The organism is Streptomyces sp. NBC_00568 (assembly GCF_026341855.1).
Classification (GTDB): domain Bacteria; phylum Actinomycetota; class Actinomycetes; order Streptomycetales; family Streptomycetaceae; genus Streptomyces.
This window is the reverse complement of record NZ_JAPENW010000002.1, coordinates 366,001-391,915: the sequence shown is the minus strand read 5'-3', so window position 1 is coordinate 391,915 and position 25,915 is coordinate 366,001. Positions and strand designations below refer to the sequence as shown.

Here is a 25,915-nt window from a genome sequence, read left to right as displayed (position 1 = left end):
CCAAAGGCGCGGGCGAGTGCTGCGGCATTATGGCTTCTCTTTACGTCGCCGTGCCCGCTGCCAGCGCTTCGCCCCCGACAGGCAGATCGCTCTGACAAAAGACGGCTGCGCTGCATGCCTTCGCATGCGACGCGATGGAGATGATGCCGCCCGAACCGGCCGGCACCACCTTGGCATACGCTCCCGCACAACCATGCGGGGTGTAGAACATGCCATAGGCCGCGTGCCATTCCTCGGTTTTCCCGGATTCCGGGTCCACCACAAGCTCAGGCCGGGGGATCACTCTTTGTTGTACGACGCATCCTTCGGCGGCGGAGTTCTCCAGAGCCCGCCGCCAGGTGGCGTCGTCCGTTTCCCAGCCCACCACTGCGCCGACTCCCCCGCCGCGCGCGTTGACCTTCAGGATCAACTGCTCGCGTCGCTCGAGGCATTCGTCGACGAGGTCGGTGTCCGTCCTGAACGTGTCGGTGTTGATCAGTCTGGTCCAGGGCAGGACCCGGTCGATGAGGCGGCACTCGTCCTCGGAGAGGCTGCGCCGCCGCGCCGGGTCCGAAAGCAGCGCCAAGCAGGCCTTGTTGGCGAACATGTTGCTGGAAAGCGAGGTGTACAGCAGTGTCCCGCCCGCCCGCTGCGCACGCAGGACGGGTGCGACCAGATCCCAGCCGTCGGGTTCCTCGACGATCTGGTCCGGGACGAAGGCGCGGTAGACCACGTCGATCTTCCTGTCGCCGAGGTAGAGCGCCCCGCCGCGTTCGTGCACGTCGGAGACCTCGGCCAGCAGGATGTCGAGGCCCGCCGAGCGCACTGCGGACTGGAAGTTGAGCCAGAGCTCGCCGTAGTCCGCCAGACCGCCACGCCATTCCAGCATGGCCACCACCGGATCACGTCCGGACACCACCTGGGCGCCGAAGCGGCGCAGCGCCTCCACCGCGGCGCGAACGGGATGCACGTAACCGAGCCGGTTCCGGCGCGCGAAGTCGGCGAAGTCGTCGACCTCCATCGTCGCCCGGGACATCTCACTCGCGAGGCCCCAGCCGCCGGACTCGCTCCCCAAGTTGGTCTCGAGAAGTTTGAACGAGGTGCCGTCGTGATACATGTCGGCCCGGCCGTAGTGGGGCGGCACCAGTTCACCGAACCGCCGAATCGCTTCCCAGTGGCCGTCACTGATGCCGAGCACGGACCGGAATGCGTCCAGATCACCGCCGAACATCCGGTCCGGCAGGGAGAAGAGTATTTCGATGAGGTGCTGCAAGTCATCAGCGAACTCGCGAAGCTCACGTTCGGCGACGAAGAGGGGTCTGGCCAAGTACTCGCCGTGCCAGGGTGCGAGCGTCGGAAAATCCTTGACGTGCTGTGCGACCGCGGCCAACTCACTGCCCGGTGTGCAGAATTCCCTGTTGTACTGGGCTGTAAGCCGCTCCGCCGACATGAAGGCTCCGCTCCTGCTCGATGGTGACTGGGCGTCTCAGCCCGCAGGACTCACTTTTTCACCCCGGTCTCAGCCGTGACTCAAGTGTGGCTCAATTCCCGACCAACACCCCCTGTGGACTCGGAATATCTGTGTTAACACTTAGAATACTTGGACACCCGAAAGGGATGGTTTCGCAGCCAGGGGCGACCTCTATTGTTCCCGCTTATTGGCGGCATCCGTGTCAACCGCTCGCCGCACACGACCCGTTATCACCTACGCAAGTTGTTCGGCACACTCAGCGTCCGATCGCGCAGCGAAGTCGCGGGCACGGTCAGGCAAAAAAACCATAGGAGGCGCCATGACCGCCACGACGGACACCTTCGCCGATGCCATCGGCGGCCTCGGGGACACCGAGTGGGACCGGCTCGCCGACGGCAAGTTCTACTCGTCGGCGCTGTGGCTGCGGCTGTGCGCCTTTGAACCCGGGTCGGTCTCCGGCGGACTGCACGTGGAGACCCCGGGCGGTGGCCGGGCCGCGATCCCCGTGGCGGCGGTGACCGACGAGCCCACCCCGCACCTGCGGTGGCACGACCTGCTCGCCGCGCGCGGCCTGCCGGCACCCGAGCCGGGCGGCCTGCTCATCGGCCAGCGCCGCGGTTACCTGGCGCACCTGCTGACCGACGAGGGTACCGACCGGACCGAGGCCGCCGCCGCGGTGCTCGACGCGGTCCGCGCGCTGCGCTCACCCCTGCACGAGGAGTCGAAGATCGCCCGTGTGGCGATGTATCTGACCACCGAGGACGTGCACTCGCTGCTCGCCGCAGGGGTGCGGACCGCTCCCGTCGCGCTGAACACCGACGCCTGGATCGAGATCCCGCCCGGCGGCTACTACGCCTGGCTGGAGTCGCTGTCCACGCACCGCGCCCGCCGCATCCGGAGCGAGGTACGCAAGTTCGAGAAGGCCGGATACGAGGTGGAGCACCGGACGCTCTCCGAGTCCTGGCAGGACGTCGCCCGACTGCTGGCCCGTTCGTTGCTGCGCTACGGCAGAACGGTCGACGTGGCCCCGATGGCCGAGTCCCTGCGCAAACAGGGTGAACTCGCCGGTCCGCGCGCCGAAGTGGTGCTCTGCTCGCGCGCCGGCGAACCGCCCGTCGGCTTCTGCATGTACTACCGCTCGGGCGACACCGTGTACCTGCGGGCGCTCGGCTTCGACCACGACCGACTCGCCTCGGCCGCCGAGTACTTCAACCTCACCTACTACATGCAGGCACGGCTCCCGGGAGTGCGCCGACTGCATGCTGGCACCGAGACGCCGGAGGGAAAGGCACTGCGCGGCGCGACGCTTCGGCCGCTGTGGCTGCTGGACCTGTCCGAGGACAGCCCGCTGGCCGGGTACGACAAGGAGATCCGCGAGCACAACCGCACTTTGCTCACCCGTCTGCGCGGCTCCTCGCCCGCGGTTTCCGACGCGCTGGAGTACGAGCTCTGGGAGCCGTACTGCTGATGTCAGCTCCGGCCGCCTTACGAGTTCCGCAACGTGGCTCGCCTGTGCACACCACGGACGGCGCCGGCACGAGGACCGGCGGTCGGTCACGCCGCCGGCCCGCTCGGCTTCAGGTCCAGCTCACGACCGTGCGGGGATCGGTGAACCCCATGATGAAGGACACCGTCGTGCGGTTGCCGGCGTTGGCGTCCACCGCGTGCACGAAGGCACCGTTGAAGGCGTAGACGTCACCCTCCCGGATGTCCAGGCGCAGTTCCTCGAAGTCCGCCAGGGCCTCGGCCTCGTAGGGCAGCCCCGTCAACTCGAGCCCGAGCGAGCGGCGGGTCGCGTCGTCGGGGCGGATGTTCCACATCACCAGCCGTCCTCCGGCGCTGTGTTCGGTGCACATGTTCACCGCGCAGATCTGGTGGTCCAGGACCTGCTGGATCTCGAAGCCGCTTTGTCGCGGGTCCTTGCACTGCGCTTCGTCCTCATGCGGGTCGAGGGAGAAGTCGCCCTCCTTGTCCCATGCGCGGATCAGCGCGGCGCACGCCGAGCGGCCGTTCATCCGTGCCACCCGCAGGGACGCGCCCTCCTGCTGCAGGGCATCGTCCACGCCCTGGCGGAACATGTGCCAGGGCGAGTTCGGCGCGTCGATCACCTGCTGGACGTGCGCGGCGACCTCGGCGGACTCGTCGAGATATGTGTCGGCGTCCTTGTTCCAGTGATAGGCGCCGACGTAGTGCGAGGGCTCACCCTCGCGATGCTGCCGGGCGGGGCTGGCCCAGAATCGTTCGGTCAGCTCCTTGCGCGCCGGCGTCGGTATGACGTCCCGGAAGATCACTCCCAGCCTGCGGCCGTGCAGGACGTCCAGAACGAGCCCATAGTCCAGCTCGCCGCGCTCCTCGAAGCGGAAGAACTCCGAATCGGCCTGCTGTCCGCTCAGCCGTGTTTTGTTCTGCTGCATCTGTATCTCTCTCTCTTTCACGCGTACAGCTGTGCTCTCTCAATGGGCGGAAGGGCCGGCAGAGCGGCGGCGTGGGCGCGGACCTCCGCGTGCGTCGCAGCGGACGGCGGGCGGTGTCATCGGCCCGCGGTGGTCCGGAGCGTGGCGCGTGGTCAACCCTGCTCTTCGTACTCGACGTGCAGCGTCCGGGCCAGGTGGGCGCGGTACTCCTCGGCTTCGGCATCCGACTCGTGACGGGAGATCACCATGACCGGGTATCCGGAAAAGTCCGGGTAGGGGAGCAGCAGGTCCCCGGGGCTCACGGGCTCCACCACGTAGTCCACCCGCGGGTCGACGCGCACCGCGTCCAGGCCGCGTATCCGCTTCATCCGTCCGCCACGTCCCACCGACACCTGATAGGCCGCCGCGTGGCCGGCCGGCACCGGCTCCTGACGCCAGCAGAGCGGTTCCCGACCGAGGTGGATGCGCAGTGCCTCGGCGGCCAGGTCGATCCCGCTGCCGACGTGGACGAGACAGTGCATGAAGCCTCCGCCGCCGATGCGCGCGCCCATCTCCACCAGTACCGGCCGCACCCCGCCGACCAGGCGCAGTTCGGTGTGCGTGGTGCCTTCCGTGACGCCGAAGGCATGGTGGGCACCGACCACCTCCGCCTCGATCGCGGCGAGTACCTCGGCCGGCAGTTGGGCGGGGGCCCGCAACGTCGTCTCCTCGAAGTAGGGCCCCGTGAGTTCCCCCTTCCAGCTGATGCCACAGACCCGCACCTGCCCGTGGTGCACGAGCGATTCGGCGGAGACCTCCGGCCCGTCCAGGTACTCTTCGACCAGCACACCGGCGTCCGGGTCCGATCCGTCGGCGGCCCCCAGGTGGTGGGCCTCGATGAGTTTCCAGGTGCGGGCCACGGCCTGCTCAAGACTGTCCCTGTCATCCACACGGATCACCCCGAGGCTGGAGTGACCGTTCGCCGGCTTGACCACTACGGGGAAGCGCAAGGTCAGCGCGTCGCTCCAGCCGTCCGGCTCCTTGATGACCACGAAGCCGGGCACGCCCAAGCCCGCCTCCCGCAGGCGCCGGCGCATGCTGCGCTTGTCGCGCACCACGGCCGCCGCGTCCTCGGTCAGGCCGGTGAGGCCCAACTCCCGAGCCGCGCGTGCCACGAACGGCACGACCCTTTCGTTGCCTGCCATGATTCCGCCGAAGGGCTCCCGCCGGTAGCGGTCGGCGAGCGCGGACAACGCACCTTCCGGATCGCCGTCGATGTCCAGCGGCAGCAGCTCGACCACCGCGTCGGCCCGCTCGGCGGACTCCACCGTGTCGTCCCCCCTGGGCACCAGGATCAGGTCGATACCGGCACGCTCTGCTGCTTCGAACACCCAGGGATACACGGACAACTGACCGACCAGTACGAGTTTCGGGCGCTGTGGCATGGAGGTTCTCCAAGGTTCGGTGACATTGGTGGATTCGGTCGAGGCGCGCTGGCCTGTACGGCCCGCGTGGGATCGTCGCGGCGATCACGGAGCCGCGGTCACACCTGTGGCCGAGGGAACCCCTGCTGAACGCTTCGCTCGGCGGAGCTGCCCTGGAGCCGCCGCCGTCAGGCGGAGCACATGACCGGCGCGTCGCTGTGCCGCGCAGCGATGGGGCGTACTCCAGGCTCCCACTCGTAGGAGAATTTGCCGTTAGCGCACGGGTGCCGCGGGCGCAGCAGATAGCTCTCCGCCAGCTCCTCCAGCAGGTCCTCGGCCCGCTGGTCACCAATCCCCAGGGTCGCTGCGACAAGCGCCGGCGTGAGCCGGTCGGGGGCGCCGGACAACAACGCGTGTACCAGAGATCGTGACTCGGCCGGCAGCGCCGCCAGGGTCCGGTCGAATCCTGCCCGTACGCCCAGCGGATCGCTGTCGGCGCCTGCTGACGCGAGGACCCAGGCGGTGGCCTGACGGGCTGTCCAGTGCGGGCGACGGCGCAACTGCCCGGCGACGGCGAAGAGCGCGCCCGGCAGTCCCCGGCACAACCCGGCCAGCCGTCGCAGCCCCTCCGGGTCCATGGTGGTCCGGTGGCTCGGCACGGAGGATGCCAGCACGTGTAGACAGTCTTCGAAGGGCAGTCCGGCCAGTTCGACGTGGACGGCCGACGAGGACACGAACAGCCGCCTGCGGCTGCCGATCACCACGCCGCAGCCCGGGCCGGAAGGGAGCAACGGCGTCAAGTCCTGTACGGCGCACACGTCGTCGAGGACCACCAGGACGCGCAGATCCGCGGTCCAGGTACGGAACAGCAGGCTCAGGTCGGTCGCGGCCATTCGCAACTGCTCCTCCCTCGCCCCGAGTCCACGCAGGAACGAGCGGAGAATCTCGGCGTGCCGTACCCGCCGGCCCATGCCGTCGCGAAGACGTGCGTAGAGCCGTCCGTCCGGGTAGTGACCGCTCACCTGATGCGCGGCGTGCAGGCACAGCTCGCTCTTCCCCGTGCCGGGAGCGCCGCCCACGATCACGAGCGGCCGGTCCGCCCGCGCCCGGCCGGCCAACGCCGCGGTGATGAGGCCTAGTTGACCGTCGCGTCCGGTCAGACGCTCGCGCGGGGCGGGCAGATGGCAGGGCGTCCGGGTGGTGGCGGTCACGGCCGTGAGCCGCCCGGCGGGACGCAGCAGTTCATCGTCCGACGACAGCACGGCCATGTGCAGGGCCTGGAGTTCGGGGGAAGGGTCAAGGCCCAGCTCGGTGGCGATCCGCTCGCGTGCCCGCCGGTAGACCCCGAGCGCCTCCGCCCGTCGGTCCATGCGGTAGAGGGCCGTCATCAGATTGCGCTGGGCCCACTCGTTCGTGGGTTCCCGCCCGGCCATCGAAGTCAGTTCGCCGAGCACCTCGTGGTGCCGGCCGAGCTGCAGGTCGGCCTCAATCCGCAGGTGGTGTGCGCTGGTACGCAACTCGTTCAGGCGGACCGCCTCGGCCTGCAGCATGGGCCCCTTACGCACGTCCACCAGGGCATCGTCCCGCCACAACTGCAGCGCCGCGGTGACCGTGTCACGTGCCCGTGCGAAATCCTCGTCACGGAACTCCGCACGGGCCCGAGAGAGCAGCGGCTCACACCTGAAGACGTCCACGTGGGCGGCGGGCAGCGACAGCTGGTAGCCGCCGTCGACCGTGCCCAGCAGCGGGCTGGCCGCCCGTACCGCGCCGCCGCTCCTCGGGTTGCCGAGGGAGAACCGTTTCCTGAGCTGGTAGACGTACGTCTGCAGAGCGGTGTGCGCGCTGGCTGGCGGGTCGTCGTCCCACAGCTCGTCCATGAGCTGCTCGAAGCGCACCACCCGACCCGCGTTCAGCGCGAGCAGTGCCAGTGTCTGACGTACCTTCTGGGCGGCCGGCGCCAGGTCGACCCGGTGATCGTCCCCGTGTGCCTGGAGCGGCCCGAGAAGGTTGATGCGCATGAATCCGCCCTGCCTCACGTTCGTACGGTCCCCGTCAGAGGAGTTCCTCGGCCGGTCAACTGCCGGCTCCTCAGGACCTCGTAGACCCGGCCGCCGCGGCCAGGGCAGGGTGGTGCCGGGCAACGATTTCGGGGAAGGAGCGGACCAGCCCCTTCATGACGTTGTCGCCATACAGGGCGAACAGCGGGTTGTCGGCGTCGGCGACGACTCCGCCGGAGTCCGCTACATAGGGGCTGGGCAGCGGCTGCATCGTGGCGTCCAGCCGGGGGTTGTAGAAGAAGGGAATGGAGTAGCGGTCGACGCCCGGGGCGGGCCGGATCACCCGGTGCTTGGTGGCACGCAGATAACCCCGCGTCGCCACCTCCAGCAGCTCTCCCAGATTGACCACGAATGCTCCCGGGATCACCGGGACCTCGGCGAACCGATCGTTGTCGACCGCGACCTGGAGACCGCCGGTGCCATCCTGGACGAGCAGGGTGAGCAGACCGAGGTCGTTGTGAATGCCGGTCCCCTGGTCGTAGTCCCGGTCCTCGCCCGGCTGCTCGGGGCCGGGATAGTGCAGGAGCTTGAGGTGGATCTGCGGATCCGGATCGACCACGTCGTCCAGGAACCCGGCAGGAGCATCGAGCGACTCGAGCAGGAGCCGTAGCAGCCGGTGCGACAGATCGGTCAGCCGGGCGATCCAGGACTCGACGGCCGGGCGCAGCTCGGGCATCGCGCCGGGCCACTGGTTCGAGCCGATCAGGCATCGGTAGGGGGGATCGCCGGGCGTGAGGGGCCTTGAGGGCTGCTCCGGCCCGATGTCCAGCTGTCGGCGCTGGTCGGGGACACCCCTGGTGCGTTCGCGGCCCAGTTCCGAATAGCCCCGGAACAGCGGCGAGTCCAGGATGTTCATCGCGAGCCGATCGGCCTCGGGCAGGGCGAAGAACCGGCGGGCCAGGTCGAGCATGTCGTCGGCGTCCTCGACACCGTGGCCGACGAGTTGGAAGAAGCCGATCTCGTGCACGGCCACTCGCAAGCGGTGCAGGAAACCTGCCCGGGCTTCTTCTGAACCGGCGGCGTCACGGAGGTCGAGCACCGGAAAGGGATCGGTCATGGCAGCTCCTTCGCATGGCTGGTCTCGTAGGTCGTCGGGTCGGTCACGCCGGCGTCTCGGAACGCTTCCTGCCGGTCCCAGCAGGAAGCGCAGCGTCCGCAGTGCAGCGCGCCGCCACGCATGCAGGTCCAGGTGTCGGTCCAGGGGACGCCGAGCTCCTCTCCGACCGACACGACGCCGCTCTTGCGCAGCTCGGCCAGCGGAGCCGTCAACGTCAGCTCGGGGTGCGCGTATCCGCGGGTCGCGATCTTCTCCATGGCGAGGAAGGAGTCGAGAAATGCGGTATTGCTGTCGGGCGCGGCCTGCGCGTCGTCGATCACCCCTATGGCCACCGCTTCCGCCTTCTCCGCGACGGCGACCGCGAAGGCGACGGACAGCAGCAGGGCATTGCGGTTGGGCACGACGTTCGGGCTCGCACCGAGCGACTCCCGCTTCTGGTCCGGCACCTCGACGGCCGGGTCGGTGAGCGAGGAGCCGTGCATGAGCCTGCCGACCGGGCTGAGATCAACGACGTCGTGCGGCACCCCGAGCGTTCGAGCCGTCTTCGCCGCGAACTCGTGCTCCACGAGGTTGCGTTGCCCGTAGTTCACGGACAGCAGTCTGAGTGTGTGTCCTTGTGCCTGGAGGTGGTAGGCCATGGTGACCGAGTCCAGGCCGCCGGACACGATTGCGACAGTTCTGGGCATGCGTCGCCTTCCGGCGGATGGAAAGGGATGGGGGGAAGGGGAATCAGTACCTGGGATCAGGCAGCGGTTGCCGCATGGAGCGCGTCATGCCGTAGGCGTTGCCGGGACGACCAGCCGGGTCGCTCGCTGGCCTTTGCGGTACGTCAGCTCGACCTCGGGCCGCGGACCTTCCAGCCGCAGGGTCACGGTGCGCTCCTCGCTCCACCCGACCAAGCGGTACTCGTGTCCACCGAGGGCCACCAGCGGGAACAGATGGTCCCGGGGAGACCGGACGGCGAGACCGGTGTCGGTGTCGTTGTCGTTGGCGGTCTCGGTGCCGACGACCTGGAAGGTGGCCTGCGGTTGCGAGCCGGTGAGCGACCCGAACTCTTCCACGTCCAGCAGATGCGCCGGCGCGTCGAACGAACACCGGGCGCTTTCCCGCTCTCGATCGGTCACGGCCACGGCCGGCCGGTTGTGGAGCACATCGGAGCCATTGAAGTAGTCGGCCCAGTCGGCCGGGAACAGTTGTCCGAGCTCCGGTGTGACGAGCACGTCCACGACGAGGTGGACCCGATGCTCGGGACCGAGGTTCTGGATCTGGTGCATGCGGGTGAAGTCGCCGAACCAGAACTCTCCGGGCTGCCACTGGTGGGTCACTCCGTCCAGCACGAGCGAGGCCTTCTCGTGGGTGGTGACCGGAATGTGCAGTCGGGCCATACCCCAGTCCGGGGCGAACTTGGAATCGACATGCGGGTACCCGACGGTGTCGGGTCCAAGATCCATGAATCGGGCGGCAAAGAGGGGCCCGGGAATCGAACGCAGCACCTCCCGCACGTACGGCATGTGGTCCAGCCACTCTGTGTCCGCGAACTCCGCACCGCCGGGGCCGCCCGGGTCGGTACGTGTCTTGTCACCGCCGGGGCTGCGCACCGCGAGGCATCGCCAGTCCTCCTCGGCTTGCCTGACCACGGCCCCGTCCCGGTAGACGCGCTGTTGGTCCCACAGGTGGTCGCGCGCGGTCATGAGGTCGGCCACCAGCCGGTCGGCATCCAGCACGGGGAGCAGGAGGGCGGCTTCCGCAGGCGTCGAAGAGCCCTTTGCGTTCATCGTTGTCCTTTCATGTCGACCAGAACGGATGGCATGCGTGCCGAAAAAGGGGAACGGCCGCTGAAGGGGTATCTCGACAGCAGGGAGTCCGCTTTCGGAGTCGGACGGCCCGTCACGCCCGGAGCAGGTCGAACAACTCGGCCCGGAGCCCGGAGTCCCTGCCGAACTCCCCGCGATAGGCCGTCGACGTCATCTGCGCGGCAGCCTTGATGCCGCGCATCGACATGCAAAGGTGCTCGCCCTTCGCTATGACCGCGACGTCCGGCGTTCCGCTCAGGGTGCTGATCTCGAGCGCGATCTGGTCCACGAGGCGCTCTTGGACCTGCAATCTATGCGCGTACTGATGGGCGACCCTGGCGAACTTCGACAGGCCGAGCAGTTGCCCCGCCGGGCGGTACGCGATCGTCACGGAGCAGTTGAACGGCAGGAGGTGGTGCTCGCACAGCGACCAGACCTGAATGTCCGAGACGACTACGAGCTGACTCGTGCCGATGGACTCGAACAGCGTGCCGAGCGAACCCGGGTCGTAGTTGATGAACTCGCGCCACCAGCGGGCGAACCGCGCGGGTGTGTCGCGCAGTCCGTCACGATCGGGGTCTTCCCCGATCTCCTCCAGCAGTTGGCGGGCGAGCGCGACCAGCGGGTCCTCGGTCGTCCTCGACGCCGCCGGGTCGTCCTCGATGTCCAGTTCTGTCACCGACATGCGGTCCACCTTTCGTCCGGGCTTCGGAGTCGTCGACCTCACGGCCGGTACTCGGCCCAAGTCTTTGGAGTCTCCGAGATGCTCACGCCGGTCAACTCGGGAAACTCCATCGACCATGTCCTATAGATCCAGGCAGCCAGATTCTCGGCCGTCGGATTTTCGTCCATCACATCGTTCAGATGCCGGTGATCGAGGTGGTTGTCGAGCCAGATCTTGAACGAGGACAAGTCGCCGTAGTCCCGAACGAAACCAACGGGCGACAGGTTCTTCTCCTCGGCCCCGAGCTCCAACTCGATCACATAGTTATGCCCGTGCATACGGGCGCACTGGTGTTCAGGTGCAAGACCGGCGAGCCGATGACTGGCCGAGAATTCAAACTTCTTGGTGATTCGAAATGCCATCGATGCGAGTTCCCTTCTTCCATGCATGTGCCGTGGCTCAAACGCCGCGCTTGTCGTCCCACAACAAGGTGTGGAGTCTGGTCGTCAGGTTCCAGCCGCGCTCAACGACCGCGTCGGCCAGCTCACTCATGTGTCGGGTGACGTCGTCGGCGCTGCGCCCGATCGGCATGATCCACACCGAGGCCAGGTCGAAGGCGGCAACCAACCGGGCCACTTCGTCGAGATCACCGGTGTTCCGGCAGACGAACTTGAACGTGCTGCCCGGCAGTGCCGCGAGACTGTTGAGCGCCTCAGGGACAATCCTGCGCTGCAGAGGGTCGCCCGAGTGCGACAGCTTCGGCGAGACGTTGAACCTGACGCCGGCGGCGACGAGTTCGGGGAGCGCGGCGTGCGTCCCGTTGGTCTCGATCTCGATCTCCTTACCGCGTCCGGCCAGTGCTGTCACCAGAGGTATCAGCCGCTCCTGCTGCCCCAGGGGCTCGCCGCCGGAGATCACGACCAGGTCCGTGCCGAAACGCAGCAGTTCTTCTACGACGTTCTCGACCGGGCGTCGGTGCAGTTCCTTCTTCGGATCGTGGGCGACCCCGCTCTCACCGGCTCCGGTCCAGTCCCACGTGTATGGCGTATCGCACCACGAGCACGACAGATTGCACCCGCCGAGTCGCAGGAAAGCGCACCTGCGTCCCAGGGAAGGGCCCTCGCCCTGGACGGTGGGACCGAAGATTTCGTTGACTACGAGATCCTGCTCCATGGCGCACCGATTCCTATGCGTGGGACGGTTCGACGGCTGCCGGCTTCTGTGCCTGCACTATGAACCAATGCCGACTCAGCCGGACGCCTTGATCGACGGTTGCCGCGGCGACGTAGCGATCGAATTTCTCCTTGTCCGCCGCCGGATCGTAGTCGCCGAGAATCGGCACTTGGTGCAGGAATGTGTCCAGATCATTCGCCGAGTGGTAGAACTCCTCGAACCGGAATTCCTGGCTTCTTGTCACGACGAAGCCCGCATCGGAGAGTTCCTGAGCTGTTTTCTCCGACAAGGGCCTGCCGTTCCAACTGCCGAAGTCCTGGCCGCGACCGAACGTTTCCTTCAGTGCGCGCGCGTCCTGTTCCCCGATCCCCATGTACAGCACGGCTCCGCCGGGGCGCAGTACCCGCTCGAACTCACGGGCGATCAGTGGACCGCGGCGGGAAGTGACCACATCGGCGGACCCGTCCGGCAGCCCTGAGTGCGCGGCATCGCGCATCTCGAACATGACGTGCTCCAGACCCGTCTCCGCTCGATACCGCTCGGCGCATTCCAGCATCTCCAGCGACAGGTCCAACCCGGTTACGGCGCCGTAGGAGCGAGCAGTGTGCAGCAAACGACGCCCGTCGGCGCAGCCGACATCCAGCAGCCGGGCGTGCGGCGCTCCCAGGGCAGTCACCAGTTCGTCGAAGACGGCGTCCGGGCGGCCGTCGGGGAATTCGTCAGTGCTTTGCGCGTCGCTGAAGTAGCCGCCGAACCGCTCGGCCACCCGGGAGTAGAACTCCGCGTCCATCGTCATCGGCCGTGCGCCTTCCGCTGAGTTCGGTTTTCGAGACGTCGAACACGGCGGGTGTCACAGCGTCCCGTATCACTACGGTCATTCGGACCACTCCTCGAGGGCCGTCCTGGGAAGGGGCGCGCCGAGGTCGGCAGGACCCAATCTCCGGTGTCGCCCCATCGGCCCGGCATCACGGCGCATCCGCACCGGGACGGGTCCGGGATAGGGCCGTGATAGCGCGGGCATGCGGCCACGATGAACGCGTCGCTCACGCTGGTTGCAGCAACACCGGACGGATTGCGAAACGGATTGTGAAGGGAGAAGATCTGAAATGGCCATCGAGAACACGCCGTGGACGTGACGACCGGCATGCTTTCCGGCATCAGCTGAACGACGACATGGGCCAGCCCAGGATGGCAACGATCTCAGCCCGTACGGCGGCGGCCCCGCTATGGTCCAGGATCCGCTCCCGGATCCTGGCCGACTGCGAATAGTACTGAACTGCCCCTTCTACGCGCCGCAGTTGGGCATTGAGTTGGCCGAGGTCGCGCAGCACATACCCCTCTCCGACCACGTCGCCGCTCGCCCTGACCATGTCGAGGACCTCGAGCAGGGTCCATTCCGCCGCCTCGTACCGCTGCTGATGCATCAGCATGCGGCCCATCCGCCGTAGTGCGAGGGCCTGGCCCCGGTCGAAGCCGACCGACCGGCAAATCCCGAGAGCCTCGTCGAGATACGAGCGGGTGCGTGTGAAGTCTGCTCGCCGCATCGTGATGTGTGCCATCTCGCCGAGTACGTACGCTCGGCCGATGACGTCGTCGGCCTGCGCGAACTTGCGCTCGGCGCTCTCGTAGAGGGTCAGAGCCCGGTCGTCCTCACCGTGGTGCTGCTCGATGCGCGCCTGGTCACGCAGGCACAGCGCTTGCCCGGTCGGCTCCCCGACCCGCTCGAAGATCTCCAGGGCGGTGCTGAGGTAGGGGCCCGCCGCGTCAGGCTCTCCCTGACGCAGGTACAGGGTCCCCAACGAGCCGAGTACCGCCGCATGCCCCCGTTCGTTGCCGGCCTTCTGTACGGCAGCAAGGGCCACCCGGTGTGTGCGCTCCCACAGGTCGGGATAGCCACGGGCCTCGAACAACGTCACCAGCGTCGTGGCGAGCTCCCAGCACACCTCGTCCAGCCCGGATCGGGCCGCCAGCTCGACCGCGTTCAGCAGGTTGGTCTGCTCACTCTCCAGCCACCCGAGCGGGTCGCCGAGGCACCGCCGGACATGGTCCTCAGGCGGATACCACCGTTCGGCCCGGCCCACCACGATCGTGTAAGCACCGCCGTAGAGCTCTTTGTGCGCCCTCTCCACGAGCGCCATCCAGCCGCCGACCATACGCCGCACCGCACCGGCGCGTTCTGCTTCACGAATCTCCGACGGCAGCCGTTCGTGCGCGAATGTCCGTACGATCTGCGACAGTCCGTATCGGAAATCACCGCCCTCCTCCATGGCGGTGATGTCGAGCAACCGCATGTCGATGAGCGGTTCCAGCAGGTCAGCGGGGTGCGGCGTGCGGTCGTCGACCAGGGCGGCACCCAACCAGCCCGGAATCACCGTCCCCTCGGCCAGGCTGATCAAACACAGCAGGCGACGGTCGGCCGCCGCCAGGTCGTAATAGCTGAGGGAAAGACTCGCCCGGATCGACAGTTCGCCGTACGCCAACTCGTCCAGCTGGCGCTGCTCGTTCTCGAGCCGCTGCCACATGGAGGCCAGTGACCAGTGCGGGCGCGCGGCCAAGCGCGCGCCGATGATGCGCAGCGCCAGGGGCAGCCCGCCCACCAGGCGTATGAGGGCTCGCGCCGCCTCCCCCTCGCTCTCCACGCGATGCTCGCCGACTATCCGCGCGAGGAGCTGGACGGCCTGTTCCGGGCCCAGCGGCTTCAGCTCGAACCGACGTGTACCCGGCAACGCCGTGAGCCGGCCGCGGCTGGTCACCAGCACGCCGCTGCTGCCGGTTCCGGGAAGCAGCGGCGCAACCTGCGACTCGCTCTCCGCGTCGTCCAGCAGCACTAGGATCCGTCGATCGGCCAGCAGACTGCGGTACATCTCCGCTCGCTCGTCAAGCGCATCGGGTATGGCCTGGCCCGGTATGCCCAGGGCTCGCAGGAACCGCCCCAACGCCGCGGCGGGGTCGACCGGTTGTCCTCCAAGCCCTCGGAGGTCGCAGTAGAGCTGTCCGTCCGGGAAGTGCCCTGCCGCTAGCCGGTGAGCCACATGCTTGGCCACCGTGCTCTTCCCGACACCCGGCCTGCCGAGCACCAGGACCACATTCAGCCGACCCCCTTCCTGTCTGTCGGTGACGGCGTCGCAGATCGCCGAAATGATGACGTCGTCGGCTATGAGGTCGCCGATGTCCGCCGGAAGCTGCCTCGGGGTCACGACCGGGTCGGGATCCGCTCTGCGCTCCTGTACCACCTCGGAGAGCGGGGTCGCTGTGAGGAGACGTGGTTCGGCGGGTTCGGCGGGCGCCAGGTCGGCGTCGTCGGTCAGGATCGCCTGTGCCAGGTCGCGCAGTTCCTTGCCCGGGTCCAGGCCCATTTCTTCGGTAAGCATCGCGCGACCCTGGTGGTAGGCCTCCAGCGCCTCCGCCTGCCGGCCCGAGCGGTATAGCGCCACCATGAGGTGCCCGCGCAGCCGCTCGCGCAGCGGGTGGTTGGTGACAAGCTGCTGCAGTTCGCCGACGAGGCACTCGTGACGGCCCAGTTCCAACTCCAGCCGCATGCAGGTCTCCACCGCTTCCAGGCGGCTCTCGTCCAACTGCGCTGCCGTGCCTGCCAGGGCTTCCCTGGGCACACCGGCCAGGCACCGGCCCCGCCACAAGCCTGTCGCCAGACGGAGGGCATCCACCGCGGCCTGCTTGAGGCCGTCACGGGCCAAGGCGTGGGCCTCTGTCACCAGGCGCCGAAAGTTGCCAACGTCGGTCGCGTCCTCTGGCGCGCTGAGGACGTACCCGCGAGCGCGCGTCTCGATGGTGCCGTCGACTCCCCCGTCCGACAGCGCCTTGCGGAGCCGGGAGACGCAGATCTGCACTTGGGCGCGGGCGGTCTTCGGCGGATCGTGAGCCCAGATGACATCCACCAGATACGCCGTCTCCACCACCCGGTTCAGTTCGAGCACCAGCACCCCGAGGATGGTCTCTTGCCGCCCGGGGGCCACGTACACCCTCCCCCGCCCGCCGCTCACCTCGAGCGGCCCGAGCACCCGGAAGGCAGCGGTCGAGATGCCGCCGCCGTTGTCGTTGCCTGCTGAAGCCGCCATGCACACCTTGTTCTGTGGTATCGGGAAAGGAGAGCGGGTGGGAGAAAGGGCTCGTCAGCCTGCACCAGGAGGCCCGCCGAGGCGCCCTCCTCGCTGGGGGTGAGGCACACCGTGATCGCGTGCAGCACGGCCAGCGTGGGCATGACTGACGAGGTCGATCAGCGGATTGCTGACCGTTTCGTGAGGTCGAGAGCGCCCAGACCGGGCGCCCTCTCAGGTTCAATTCCTCGTCAGGGCATGAGTTCCAGCAGCTGCGACAGGACTTGATCAGCCGGGTTCATTGTCGTGATCTGCCGTGCCGCGTCGGCGGCTGCCGTAGTGAACGAGGCGTTCCGCAGCACCTTTGCGACCCCGTCGCCTACCTGTTCAGGGCTGTCGACAAGTGCGGCTGTGCCCAGCGCGGCCGCGCGTTCGGCGTTGAGTGGCTTGTCGAGGCCCATGGGGAGCAGCACCATCGGAAGTGCGGATCCAAGTGCCGCCAACACGGTTCCTGCACCACCGGAAGAGACCACGACGTCGATGCCCTGCAGCAACTGGCGCATGGGAACGAAGCCGGTGACCCGCACGCTCCGTTCGTCCACGGAAAGGGTGTCCGTCTGCGCAGAGGGGTTGATCGCGACAACGGTGTTGACCTGGTGCTGCGACAGAGACGTCAGGATCTGGGGAACTCAGGCGGCGACCATTCCGCAACGCCCTCTGTGTCGTGTGCCTCCGGCCTGAGCGTGATCCGGTGGAGGGCCGGCTCCCAGGTGTCTCGCTGCAGGCAATCGGGCCACGGATCCACGGAAGCCAGAGCCTGGGTCGGGGTAATACCCCTTGCAGACATGCGGCTGGCCGCTGCTGTCTGCATGGCCTCGGCCAAGGAGCCCTCAAGCGCGATGCCCACACCGTGCGTGACCCAAGGAACGTCCAGAGCGGCGGCAGCCAGCGGACCGCGGAAATCTGCAACTTCGGCAACGATGAGATCGGGAGCGAACGCGGCTGCTGCCTTCAGTGCCTCGTCGGCCCCCAGATCGACACGGGCGCCGCCAAAGAACTCGGCCGCTGTCGCAGGGCTCATGTCCGCGGCGGCATCCACTCCGATTCGGCGGTGCACTTCGGAGAAGACCTCTTCCAGTGTCGGTCCCGCGTGCAGGACCGGCACAGGGGCGACCACGTCCGCCAGTGCGGAGTGAGTCAGGAAAGCTGTGGTGTGGCCAGCATGCCGAGCTGCCCTGGCCAGTGAGAGCAGGGGCAGTAGATGCCCGTAGGCAGGGGTGCCCGAAAACATGATGTTCATCGGATGGTCCTTCACTTCACTTGCAGACATGGTGAGACCGGGGGGCCGAGAGTTCCTGAGGGGCGAACCAGCTGGATACGCAGAGTGTGATCGGAACGATTGCTCACTTCGCAGACCAGTTAGCCGCCTGGCTCCGCCCCTCTCCGCGATGGCGGCCAACCACCGCTGCCATAAGCGGCACCCACATTTGCGGGCGACCACGTGAGCACCGATTGGGGTCGCTGCCCTGACAGTTGGCTGGTGAGGGACGTCGGCCTCGTGCGCTCAGGCTGCCGACTCACCAATTCCTGTCCATCGCCGAGATGCTGGTGGCCGAGTACCCGTCGGCCCGTCGGCGTCCAAGATGCGACCAGATGACAGAGACTGTCTGGCAGAACGTGGTCCACGGCTATACGACAGCGTTCAACGGATAGTCTTCTGCGTGCTCTCTTTGAGCGCATGGTCGATCTCTGACCCTTCTGTGGCAACTGCTGTAGATGCACTCGCTTGAACGCGCGTCGCCGGACCATGGTTCAGTGGCCTGCCCATGCTCCTTAGCGAGGACCTGGGCGGCGAGCCTGGCAGTACGGGCCTGCAGGCACGAATCCGAACCGGGACTGGTGCACGTCGACGGTCGCGTTCGATGTCGTCGCGGAAAGTGTCACGGGCATGTTGACGCCTGCCCACGTGCCCTTCTGCCATCAGTTCGCAGAGGACTGCTACTCGTTCGATTCTGCGCAGGCGGGGCCGCTCTGGGCACCATCATGATCAGTCCGGTTGACGGTGCCTTGCTGGTGGCGGTTCACAGGGCGCCTCGGCCGTAAGTCCAGTACCCGCGAAGGAGATGGCTGAGCGGTCCGCGCCGCGTTCGCCGACGAGGTGCCGGCGGATGGGTGGCCAAAGCCGCCTCACCAAGCGGCCCGGGTGTAGATGGGCAGTTGCGGGACGCTGGCGTTCTGGACTGGCTGCAGCGCGCGAGCCTGACTTCACCGCAGCCTCGGCGTTTTTGCCGCAGGGCAGCCAATGGATCGTGGTCGACTCCGAGACGGTGACGACACCGCGGACGTCTGCGGCGGCCGAGACATCGAGGAAGACTTCGGCGGGCAATGCGTCCGTGGTGAACGCCTGCGCACACCCGCCGGCAACCCAGACCAGCCACCGCCTCCCGTCCCGCATAGACCAGACCGATCGAGCCACAAGCCATTCGGCACGTCATCGCTGGCCACGAAGGCACGTGCGCGCAGGGGTACGGGATGCCCTGCTAGATGATCGCGTCGTGGGAGAAGGCCCAGTCCCGAGGAAAGAGCCTCACGTGTGCTCGGCAGCTAAGAACGGGATCGGGGTGGGTGCTGGGTGAAGCGTGGCGGTGTCCTGGTAGGGGCGGGTGTAGCGGGTGGCGGCGTTGAAGGTGAGGCCGAACAGTTCGCAGATCATGCGGGCGTCCCCGGCGGCCTGGGCTTCGTCAACGAGGCGTCGGCGCGTAGGAGGTGGCTGGAGGAGGGTAGTGGCGGTAGAGCCAGGGACGGCTGACGGGCGTGGTGGAGATCGCGGTGCGGCGGGTGAGGAAGAGGTGGGGTTGGCAGTGTGTGGCCAAGCTCGAAGTTGAACCAACCGTCGCGCCAGTTGGTCATGACGAGGTCACGGCGCTCCCACGCGACCACTGGTCGCGTGGGAGCGACGGGTTGGTCGTCCGACACGTCCAGGTCGAGCCAGTCGAGCAGCGCGTCGCATCGGCTCGATTATTCGAAGACCGCATGAACGTTGCCAGTAACTCGGTCCGGCACGCTTGTGGTCGGCCGGCTCGCGCAGCATGACCAAAGCAGGTGCGCCATGCGCAGCTGGCGCCCGTACGCGTGGTGATCGATGAGACCGCCGTAGGGCTCTCAAGCCTCGTCTGGGTTCTCCTCGGCGTACAGGCGGGCGTCAAGCTCGGCTGCCCAGGCTAGGGCCCAGGCGCGCAGGTCAGCCAGTTGGCCGGGATTGAGGCCGTAGTCGGTGAAGTCCTTGTCGTCCCACCATTCCGCGCCGTTGAGGCGGTCGCGCAGGTCCTGGAGGCTGAACTCGAAGCGTGCGTGGCGACGGCCGAGCGTTTCGAGGTCGGCGGTGGTGCGGTGCTCGGAGGCGGCATGGACGTCGATGAGGTCACGGACCGCGCCGCGGTCTGCGAGCGCACGGACCTTGGTGCCGATTACGTCGTCGAGAGCCAGAACTGGTCCGTATTCGGTCTCCGTGGGCGGACTCCAGAAGGCCTCTTTGAGGACGTCCACCTCGCATTCGTCCCCGGATTGCGGGTCGGTTGCGATGAGGCGACCGGAGAGGGCGCCCGTCTCGATCTGGCGGACGCTCCAGCCGCGGGTGACAAGGCCGTCGCTGACCACAGCGACGATCTCGGCGATCGAGGCAGGATTTTCGGTGGCTACGTCGAGGTCCTGGCTGAGGCGGTCGACCAAGCCGTGGGCCTGCACGGCATAACCGCCTGTGATCACCAAGGGGTACGGGGTGCCGATCGCGAGGACATCGGCAAGGAGCCGGCGGTGCAGGTCGGTCAGGTTCACGCGGCCGGCACACTCCGGGCGGCAGCCAGCTCGGGGAAGGCGGCTTCCCAGGCATCCCGCAGCGGCCGGCTGATCAGGGTACGCAGCACCGGCCACTGCCCGAGCAGCAGATCCCGGTCCAGGAAGGCGACCAGGTCCTGGCGCTGCCCTTCGGCCAGAACGGTGCGGTAGAGGCTCATCCGCGAGCGCGGCTGCTCTACGTCGTAGGAGCGGCGTCCTGACCAGGCCACGTGCAGCGGCAGGTCGACCGAGCCATGGGTGGGGCCCGTCAGGTCCTGAAGGCGCGCGGGCAGCCGCTTGGCGTACTGCTCGCGGAGCAGCTCGAACGCGTTAGGCACCAGGAAACGAGAGGAGCTGAGAGCCATACCCCGATTATCGCCTGCCCGACCGGGCGGGTCACGTCCGACGCCCGAAACCGCCCGCCCGCCCGACAGCCGGCTCCTCGATGACAGCCGCGGAAGGCCGAGGACGAGATCGCAGCCTGGCCGCCCTCTGCCACCGGAGCACGGCGGCGTGCCGCCCGGCTATACCAGTCTCGCTCCCCCAAACCCTGCGGATAACTGCTGCACCTAGGTCGGAGTCATATGCACGGGCGCCTGAAACGATCACTAGATCCCCTGACTGGCATACCACCTGCCCAGTGAGCAGTACCGAATTAGTCACAGGCGCCGATGGCCAATCCACACGTAGCGGAAGCGGGCGCTGGGCACCAGACAGGCCGCCGTCTGCCGGGAGGCGCCAACGACCATGAGCACGGGGCACCGGCGGGTCTGTCCGTGCCCGGAACGTCACTCCTCGCATCGCCCGGCGCGGCGTCGAGAACTCACAGCGCCTGGGCCGAACCCGCTGGGTGGTCGAGCGCACCATGTCCTGGCTCGGCGGATGCCGTCGGCTCCACCGGCGCTACGAACGCAAGCCCGAGCATTCCTGGCCTTCACCGCCATTGCCACCAGCCTCATCAACCACCGCCGACTCACCAAGCGAAACGACGCCTTACGAGTTGGTGCGTGATAACGGTTGGGCCGTGTCTTGCCTGTTCATCGCCTGTTTTCAGGTGATGACGGTGCGGTCGGAGACGAGACCGGCTATGGCTCGGTAGGTGTCGGGCAGGCGGTCGCGGCGATGAGTCCAGCGCATCAGTTGCTTCCAGCGTTTGTGGTCGGCCAGTGCGTGCTCGACCGTGATGCGGTCGGAGGAGTGTCCGTGACGCTCGCATTCCCACTGCTCGACTCTGCCGGGCAGCGCTCCGGGCCGTGGCTTTCTGGGCGGGGTGACGGCTTGGCCGGGATGGTCACGGCTCAGGCCCAGGTAGCCGTCGTCAAAGAGCACTTCGACCAGGTCGAAGTGCTGGAAGCAGCCGGTGATACCCGCCGCACGAGCCGCGGTCGCATCGTGCATCCGCCCCGGCCGCAGGCCATCGGTCCATAACGTGCGGCCCTGGTGATCGGCGATGACGGTGGCCTTCATCGTGTTCTGCTTCTTCTTGCCCGACACGAATGCGCGACGCCCGCCCCGGCCCGCGACCGGCCGGCGGACCTGGACCTCGGTAGCGTCCAGCCGCAGCTCGACACCCTCGGCCTGAGCATAGGCGAACACGTCCTCCAGTGTGCGAAGTCGCAGGCCAGGGCGATCGGAAACAGCGAATCCCCGCTCCGCCAGCAACCGTCGGACTTCACCGACCGCCCGGGTGACCGTTGAGCGATCGACGCCGAACAGCACACCCAGGACTGCATGCGGCAGGTCATGCCGCAGATGGATCAGTGTGACCACCAGCCGGTCCACGAACACCAGCCGATACCGGGCACCCGCACCGGGCGCACGTTTGCGTACTCCGCCCCGAACACGCACCCGCCGGCCCTCCGCCGCAACTGTCCACGGACGGGCCAACTCCTCAACCAAAGAAGCCAGATGCCCCGTCGAGATGCCCGTGAACAACGGATGCGCCAACACCGCCCGATCGACCACGCCCCTCACCACCAGAGCATGCCCAACCGCTATCACGCACCAACTCGTTAGCCGGGGGCCGGTCTTGTACAACGTGGGCGGGGCGGAGCACCGGGCTGTCTCAGGCAGAGGGCAGGAGGGCGGCTGCGGAGACGGCTCTCGTGTCAGGGCTCCACGCCCGGGATGTTCCCGGGCGTGTTCCCGACCGCCGTCCGCCCGCCCAGCTCCGCCGCCCCACCGCACTCGGGGCCCTAGTCACCGACCGGACCGACCTGTCCGGTCGACTGTCCGACCAGCCAAGGAGAGGCGGGGTCCAGCCGCTCCTTCAGCAGGCGTGCGGTTGGGGGACGATGTTCCAGACCTGCTTGCCGACGTCCGAGGTCAATCGTGGCTGATGGCCGACGAATCCTGAATCGAACCGGGTCAGGAAGGTCGTTGCGGCCAGGTTCATCAGCCTTCCGTCGAGGCAGTAGTACCTCCACACCTGACCTCCGTCGTTCCGGTCGCAGGCCGACATGTAGACCTTCCCGCCCAAGACGTTCCGTTCGGAATCCAGGCACTTGCCGGTGGACCAGTTCTTGAGCAGGAAGAACGAGTCGTTGTAGTCGACCATCCGCCAGTTCCCGCGGAGGTTGTCCGTGTCGCACCTTTCTGTGTCGAGCTGGTTGTTTGCAATAACGGTGAGGCAGTCCCCTCGGGCGGACTGGACGCGAACCCGGTCCTCGTCCCAAGCACCCGTTGCGTGGGCCGTTGAGGCGAGAGCGACCTGGGAGAACGCCGCCAGGGAGGCGCCCAGCCCGACGAGCGTGGCGCGAGTGGTTGCGTTCCTTCGGGGCATGTTCATGAAAACTCCAGATGTCTTGCGTGGGGTGAAGCGCGCACGAAATGGTGTTCGCAGGGATGGTGCGGCGACCAATCCGCCCGCCCTCCCGAAGCTGTAGGAGCATGCTGCTGACCGCGAACTTAGGATCGGCAACTGCTCATCTTCCAGACCGTTTTCGTGTTCAGTCCGGTCGTGAGCTACTCAAGTGCACCGTGATTGTTGCGATTTGTCACACGGATCGTGAGAGGCCTTGGGGGCTACGGTGCGAGCAAGCGGGGCACGCCCAGACGGACCTCCCACACCGGACAGGCGGCGAAAGCCAGCAACTGCTTCACCCACACCCGCTGCTGGACGACCCGCCGGTCCGTCACCCTCCCCCGCCGACAGTGCCAGCACGAACTCCTCCACCCACGGCACGCCCTTCTGCAGATCAGCGCTTATCCACCCAGCGTGAAACCCACCCGCCAGGATCGATCCCGAGGGAAGGTCACAGATGCTGAAGAACCGACTACCTCGCCGCCCTCGGAGCCCCCACCCCGACCAGCAACGACCCGCATCGGAGCGAACCGGACCGATTACGTAACCTGACCGCAGGCCACGCTCTCGAGGACTGCCGTCACCCATGGCGCGGTGGTGATGTTTCCGGCGCTACGTCACCAGGCTCTCGTGCCAGCCGCGCCGTGACTACCGTTTCGGCCGGCTGGCGGATGGTGCGAGTGGCCAGGTAGAGCGCCGAGGCAGCCATCAGGGCCGCCATCGCGGCGAGCAGGACGCGATAGTCCACCAGCGCGATCAAAGCGGCTCCGGTGGCGATGGCCGCGGTCTGCGGTACCCCGATCAGCACGTTCAACGCGGCGTCGGTTCGCCCCATCAGCGAGGCGGGGGTGCGCCGTTGGAAGAGGGTCATGACGCCCGCAACGATCAAAGGCAGGCTGGCGCCCATGAGCACGGTGCCCGGCGCGACCGCGAGCAAAGAGGGGGCGGCACTCAGCAAGAAGCCTGCGGCGGCGCAGGCTAGGCCGAACACTACAGTCAACGCTTCCCCTACACGCCGCATGAGCACTACGGCGGCAACCCCGGCTGCTATTGCCCCAGCACCCTGCAATGAACTGAGGACACCGAGGAAGGCTGGCGGGCGGTGCAGTCCCGCATCGACGACAGCAAAGAGCACTGACTCGGAGAAGCCGAAGGCAACAATGGCGAGCACCACGGCGACGGTCAACTGGCGCAGGGCGGGGGACCGCGCGATGTATCGGAAGCCAGCGGCGATCTGAGCGCCTGATTCCTCTTGCTGAGTCGGCTGTGGGCGATCCTCCCGTCGGCGAATCAGGGCAATCAGCACGGCTGCGAGAGTGAAGGTAGCCGCGTCGCCTACGACCAATGGACCCAGGCCGAATGCGGACAACACGCCCGCACCCAGGAGTGGCGCCATCAGCCGCAGGCCCTGCAACAGGGTCTGCAGGAGGCCGTTGGCATCACCCAGGTGCTCCGGTGGGATCAACGTCTGGGTGAGCGCGGTCATGGCCGAGCCGGTGGCGCCATTGGCCAGCCCATACAGAGTCATGACGACATAGCAGATCCAGACGCTATGGCGGTCGTGCACCAGTAGTAGCGGCAGGACCAACACTGCGGAGGCCAGGTTCATGCTGATCAGCAAGGGCCGGCGACGTAATCGGTCCACCAGGGCGCCGCCCAAGGGCGCGCCCAGGGTGCCGAGGATGAAGGCAAAGAAGGTCAGGCCGGCGGCGGAGCTGCTGCCGGTGAGTTCCTTGACGCGGATGCCGAGGGCGATCCATAAGGCGTTGCTCCCGGCCATGTCGATCAGCCGGGCAAGAACGAGCAGGCGGATATCGTGGCGAGCAAGAAGGGCACGCATGGTCAGTCCTCCAGCGGGCGTAGAGCGTCTGCAGGGAAAGTGAACTGGATTCCGCTCCATCGGGATGGCACCCTCCGGGCGCAGCGACGGATCTTCGAGCCGCTCGCAGTAGCGGAAGAGAAGCGCGGTCAGCTCCTCCTGAAAGGAGTCAGCTTCCCCAGGGGTTAGGTAGAGGACCGACTCGCCAGAAGCAGTGATCTTGCTCCCGTGTTCAGGGAACGCGGCCCGCATTGCGCCGATCTTGCGGATCCGTTCCAGCCACAAGTCCCACAGCACCGGGCCGAGCGCAGCGGCGGCGATAGTGGATTCGGTATCGCCCGCGGGATCGGAAGCCTCGAAGCTGAAGTCGATGTGCGAACGCCGCCAGGGGCGGCTGCGGCCGGTGCCAGCTCCCACCTCCTCGACGAAGCCGTACTTCGCCAGGGTGCGCAGATGGAAGGCGCAGTTCGTCGGAGACTCTCCCACCATCTGGGTAGCTTCGGTTGCAGTGAACAGCTCGCGCCGACCCGGAACTTCGAGCAAAGCGAGGCGGGTCAGGTGCGCGACGGCCGCATGGCCTTTGGGTCGGCGAGTTTGCGATGCTCACGCCGGGCAGCACCCAGCCACGAAAAACATGTTGCGAGACTATACGCTCGGATAGATGTCTTTCGAAAGGGGCGGAGCCCTGTGCTCCGGTCGCGTGGCCCGCGACTGTCTCTGGCTCACCCTGCGCATCGTCTCCCGACCCAAGGGCACCAAGGGCTTCGTCGTCGGCCCCCGATGATTCATGTTCGGCGTACTCCTCGTTCAAGGGAGCCTTGGAGTGCGCCAACAGCACAGAGACTCGGGCGCCGTCCTTGGTGGGCAGCCGCTCGAGCCACGGGGAACATCGCGTTGCCGGTCGCCATGGTCGGCAGCGCGAAGAACACTCCTCGAGCCCCCGCGCGCGCCGATGATCTCCGCAACGGCAAGAGCGGCTCGGTCTTCCCTTCATCGGCGCCTCCACCATCAACAGCCCTGGCTCAGCCATCTCCTGCGCAAGCCGGACTGCGGCCTCCTGAGCCGGCTGCGGCTTCGCCCCTCCGGCAGGTCGAGGCGGGAGGCAGAAAGTTCCTGTACATCCTCGCGCAAACATCGGGCCGCAGGCCCGTGCAAGAACTCACCCCTTCCGAGGAGACCGTCAACCAGGCCCTGGCCGCGGCACAGGCACCCGTCGAACGCGTCGTCGCGCGTTCCTATGTCCTGGCGGATCTTCCGTAGACCCCAATGCAGTCCGAACCGCAGGCGTCAATCGCCAAAGCCATCCGCGCCCTGGAACGGCAACGCTGAAGAAGCTCAATGAACCATCTGCGCCCACCTGCCGTAGGGGGCATGAGCGGGCTCCGAGCTCCAC

The 25,915-nt window shown here is 67.2% G+C and carries 22 protein-coding genes and 3 pseudogenes; 4 read left to right on the top strand and 21 right to left on the bottom strand.

All coding sequences use genetic code 11. The features are described 5' to 3' along the window. Window positions 1-40 precede the first annotated feature (40 nt). Window positions 41-1,429 (bottom strand): hypothetical protein, encoded by a 1,389-nt coding sequence (locus tag OOK38_RS33980; RefSeq protein WP_266849894.1) that lies wholly within the window; start codon window positions 1,427-1,429, stop codon window positions 41-43. A gap of 340 nt (window positions 1,430-1,769) precedes the next feature. On the opposite strand from OOK38_RS33980, the gene OOK38_RS33975 reads away from it, so the two are divergent. Further along, window positions 1,770-2,918 (top strand): GNAT family N-acetyltransferase, encoded by a 1,149-nt coding sequence (locus OOK38_RS33975; protein WP_266849892.1) that lies wholly within the window; start codon window positions 1,770-1,772, stop codon window positions 2,916-2,918. 109 nt (window positions 2,919-3,027) lie between these two features. On the opposite strand, the gene OOK38_RS33970 is transcribed toward OOK38_RS33975, so the two are convergent. The 16 genes from OOK38_RS33970 to OOK38_RS33895 form a co-directional block, all read right to left on the bottom strand. Beyond that, complete coding sequence (locus OOK38_RS33970; protein WP_266849890.1) at window positions 3,028-3,864, bottom strand: hypothetical protein; 837 nt, start codon at window positions 3,862-3,864, stop codon at window positions 3,028-3,030. Between the two features lie 152 nt (window positions 3,865-4,016). Beyond that, window positions 4,017-5,288 carry an ATP-grasp domain-containing protein gene (locus tag OOK38_RS33965; RefSeq protein WP_266849888.1) on the bottom strand — a complete coding sequence of 424 codons (1,272 nt, stop codon included), beginning with the start codon at window positions 5,286-5,288 and terminating at the stop codon, window positions 4,017-4,019. Between the two features lie 167 nt (window positions 5,289-5,455). Beyond that, window positions 5,456-7,285, bottom strand: a complete 1,830-nt coding sequence (locus tag OOK38_RS33960) for a BTAD domain-containing putative transcriptional regulator (RefSeq protein WP_266849886.1) — start codon at window positions 7,283-7,285, stop codon at window positions 5,456-5,458. Window positions 7,286-7,355: 70 nt separating this feature from the next. Continuing rightward, window positions 7,356-8,381 (bottom strand): isopenicillin N synthase family oxygenase, encoded by a 1,026-nt coding sequence (locus tag OOK38_RS33955; protein ID WP_266849885.1) that lies wholly within the window; start codon window positions 8,379-8,381, stop codon window positions 7,356-7,358. After that, window positions 8,378-9,067, bottom strand: a complete 690-nt coding sequence (locus OOK38_RS33950; protein WP_266849883.1) for a 7-cyano-7-deazaguanine synthase — start codon at window positions 9,065-9,067, stop codon at window positions 8,378-8,380. The genes OOK38_RS33955 and OOK38_RS33950 overlap by 4 nt, the downstream gene beginning before the upstream one ends. 84 nt (window positions 9,068-9,151) lie before the next feature. Next, a complete protein-coding gene (locus OOK38_RS33945) occupies window positions 9,152-10,156 on the bottom strand; it encodes an aspartyl/asparaginyl beta-hydroxylase domain-containing protein (protein ID WP_266849881.1) in 1,005 nt (334 codons plus the stop codon). Between the two features lie 112 nt (window positions 10,157-10,268). Beyond that, on the bottom strand, window positions 10,269-10,859 hold the full coding sequence (folE, locus tag OOK38_RS33940; RefSeq protein WP_266849879.1) for a GTP cyclohydrolase I: 591 nt from the start codon (window positions 10,857-10,859) through the stop codon (window positions 10,269-10,271). 38 nt (window positions 10,860-10,897) lie between these two features. Next, window positions 10,898-11,260 carry a 6-carboxytetrahydropterin synthase gene (locus OOK38_RS33935; protein WP_266849877.1) on the bottom strand — a complete coding sequence of 121 codons (363 nt, stop codon included), beginning with the start codon at window positions 11,258-11,260 and terminating at the stop codon, window positions 10,898-10,900. 37 nt (window positions 11,261-11,297) lie between these two features. After that, on the bottom strand, window positions 11,298-12,011 hold the full coding sequence (locus OOK38_RS33930) for a 7-carboxy-7-deazaguanine synthase QueE (protein ID WP_266849875.1): 714 nt from the start codon (window positions 12,009-12,011) through the stop codon (window positions 11,298-11,300). 13 nt (window positions 12,012-12,024) lie between these two features. After that, complete coding sequence (locus OOK38_RS33925; RefSeq protein ID WP_266849873.1) at window positions 12,025-12,807, bottom strand: class I SAM-dependent methyltransferase; 783 nt, start codon at window positions 12,805-12,807, stop codon at window positions 12,025-12,027. A 361-nt stretch (window positions 12,808-13,168) separates the two neighbouring features. Continuing rightward, window positions 13,169-16,087, bottom strand: a complete 2,919-nt coding sequence (locus tag OOK38_RS33920; RefSeq protein WP_266849871.1) for an AfsR/SARP family transcriptional regulator — start codon at window positions 16,085-16,087, stop codon at window positions 13,169-13,171. 230 nt (window positions 16,088-16,317) lie between these two features. Then, complete coding sequence (locus tag OOK38_RS33915) at window positions 16,318-16,701, bottom strand: nucleotide disphospho-sugar-binding domain-containing protein (protein ID WP_323178868.1); 384 nt, start codon at window positions 16,699-16,701, stop codon at window positions 16,318-16,320. A gap of 38 nt (window positions 16,702-16,739) precedes the next feature. Further along, window positions 16,740-17,396, bottom strand: coding sequence for a hypothetical protein (locus tag OOK38_RS33910; protein WP_266849867.1), 657 nt, complete (start codon window positions 17,394-17,396; stop codon window positions 16,740-16,742). A 1,257-nt stretch (window positions 17,397-18,653) separates the two neighbouring features. After that, a complete protein-coding gene (locus tag OOK38_RS33905; protein WP_266849865.1) occupies window positions 18,654-18,779 on the bottom strand; it encodes a hypothetical protein in 126 nt (41 codons plus the stop codon). Window positions 18,780-19,228: 449 nt separating this feature from the next. After that, window positions 19,229-19,900, bottom strand: coding sequence for a nucleotidyl transferase AbiEii/AbiGii toxin family protein (locus OOK38_RS33900; protein WP_266849862.1), 672 nt, complete (start codon window positions 19,898-19,900; stop codon window positions 19,229-19,231). Further along, window positions 19,897-20,265, bottom strand: a complete 369-nt coding sequence (locus tag OOK38_RS33895) for a hypothetical protein (protein ID WP_266849860.1) — start codon at window positions 20,263-20,265, stop codon at window positions 19,897-19,899. Before OOK38_RS33895 ends, OOK38_RS33900 begins: the two co-directional genes overlap by 4 nt. 410 nt (window positions 20,266-20,675) lie before the next feature. Here OOK38_RS33895 and OOK38_RS33890 point away from each other — a divergent pair. Next, window positions 20,676-20,911: pseudogene (locus OOK38_RS33890) on the top strand (transposase); the annotation flags it as partial. Between the two features lie 39 nt (window positions 20,912-20,950). Here OOK38_RS33890 and OOK38_RS33885 read toward each other — a convergent pair. The 3 genes from OOK38_RS33885 to OOK38_RS33875 form a co-directional block, all read right to left on the bottom strand. Further along, window positions 20,951-21,865 (bottom strand): transposase, encoded by a 915-nt coding sequence (locus OOK38_RS33885; protein WP_266850029.1) that lies wholly within the window; start codon window positions 21,863-21,865, stop codon window positions 20,951-20,953. 304 nt (window positions 21,866-22,169) lie between these two features. Beyond that, entirely contained in the window at window positions 22,170-22,688 is a 519-nt protein-coding gene (locus tag OOK38_RS33880) for an RICIN domain-containing protein (RefSeq protein WP_266849859.1), read from the bottom strand. Window positions 22,689-23,283: 595 nt separating this feature from the next. Further along, on the bottom strand, window positions 23,284-25,011 hold the full coding sequence (locus tag OOK38_RS33875) for an MFS transporter (protein ID WP_266849858.1): 1,728 nt from the start codon (window positions 25,009-25,011) through the stop codon (window positions 23,284-23,286). 172 nt (window positions 25,012-25,183) lie between these two features. On the opposite strand from OOK38_RS33875, the gene OOK38_RS33870 reads away from it, so the two are divergent. Next, entirely contained in the window at window positions 25,184-25,306 is a 123-nt protein-coding gene (locus tag OOK38_RS33870) for a hypothetical protein (protein ID WP_266849856.1), read from the top strand. Window positions 25,307-25,312: 6 nt separating this feature from the next. Here OOK38_RS33870 and OOK38_RS33865 read toward each other — a convergent pair. Further along, window positions 25,313-25,603, bottom strand: a pseudogene (locus tag OOK38_RS33865) (CRISPR-associated helicase/endonuclease Cas3); the annotation flags it as partial. A 50-nt stretch (window positions 25,604-25,653) separates the two neighbouring features. Between OOK38_RS33865 and OOK38_RS33860 the strand changes: the two are divergent. Then, a pseudogene (locus OOK38_RS33860) lies at window positions 25,654-25,851 on the top strand (transposase family protein); the annotation flags it as partial. Between the last annotated feature and the right edge of the window lie 64 nt (window positions 25,852-25,915).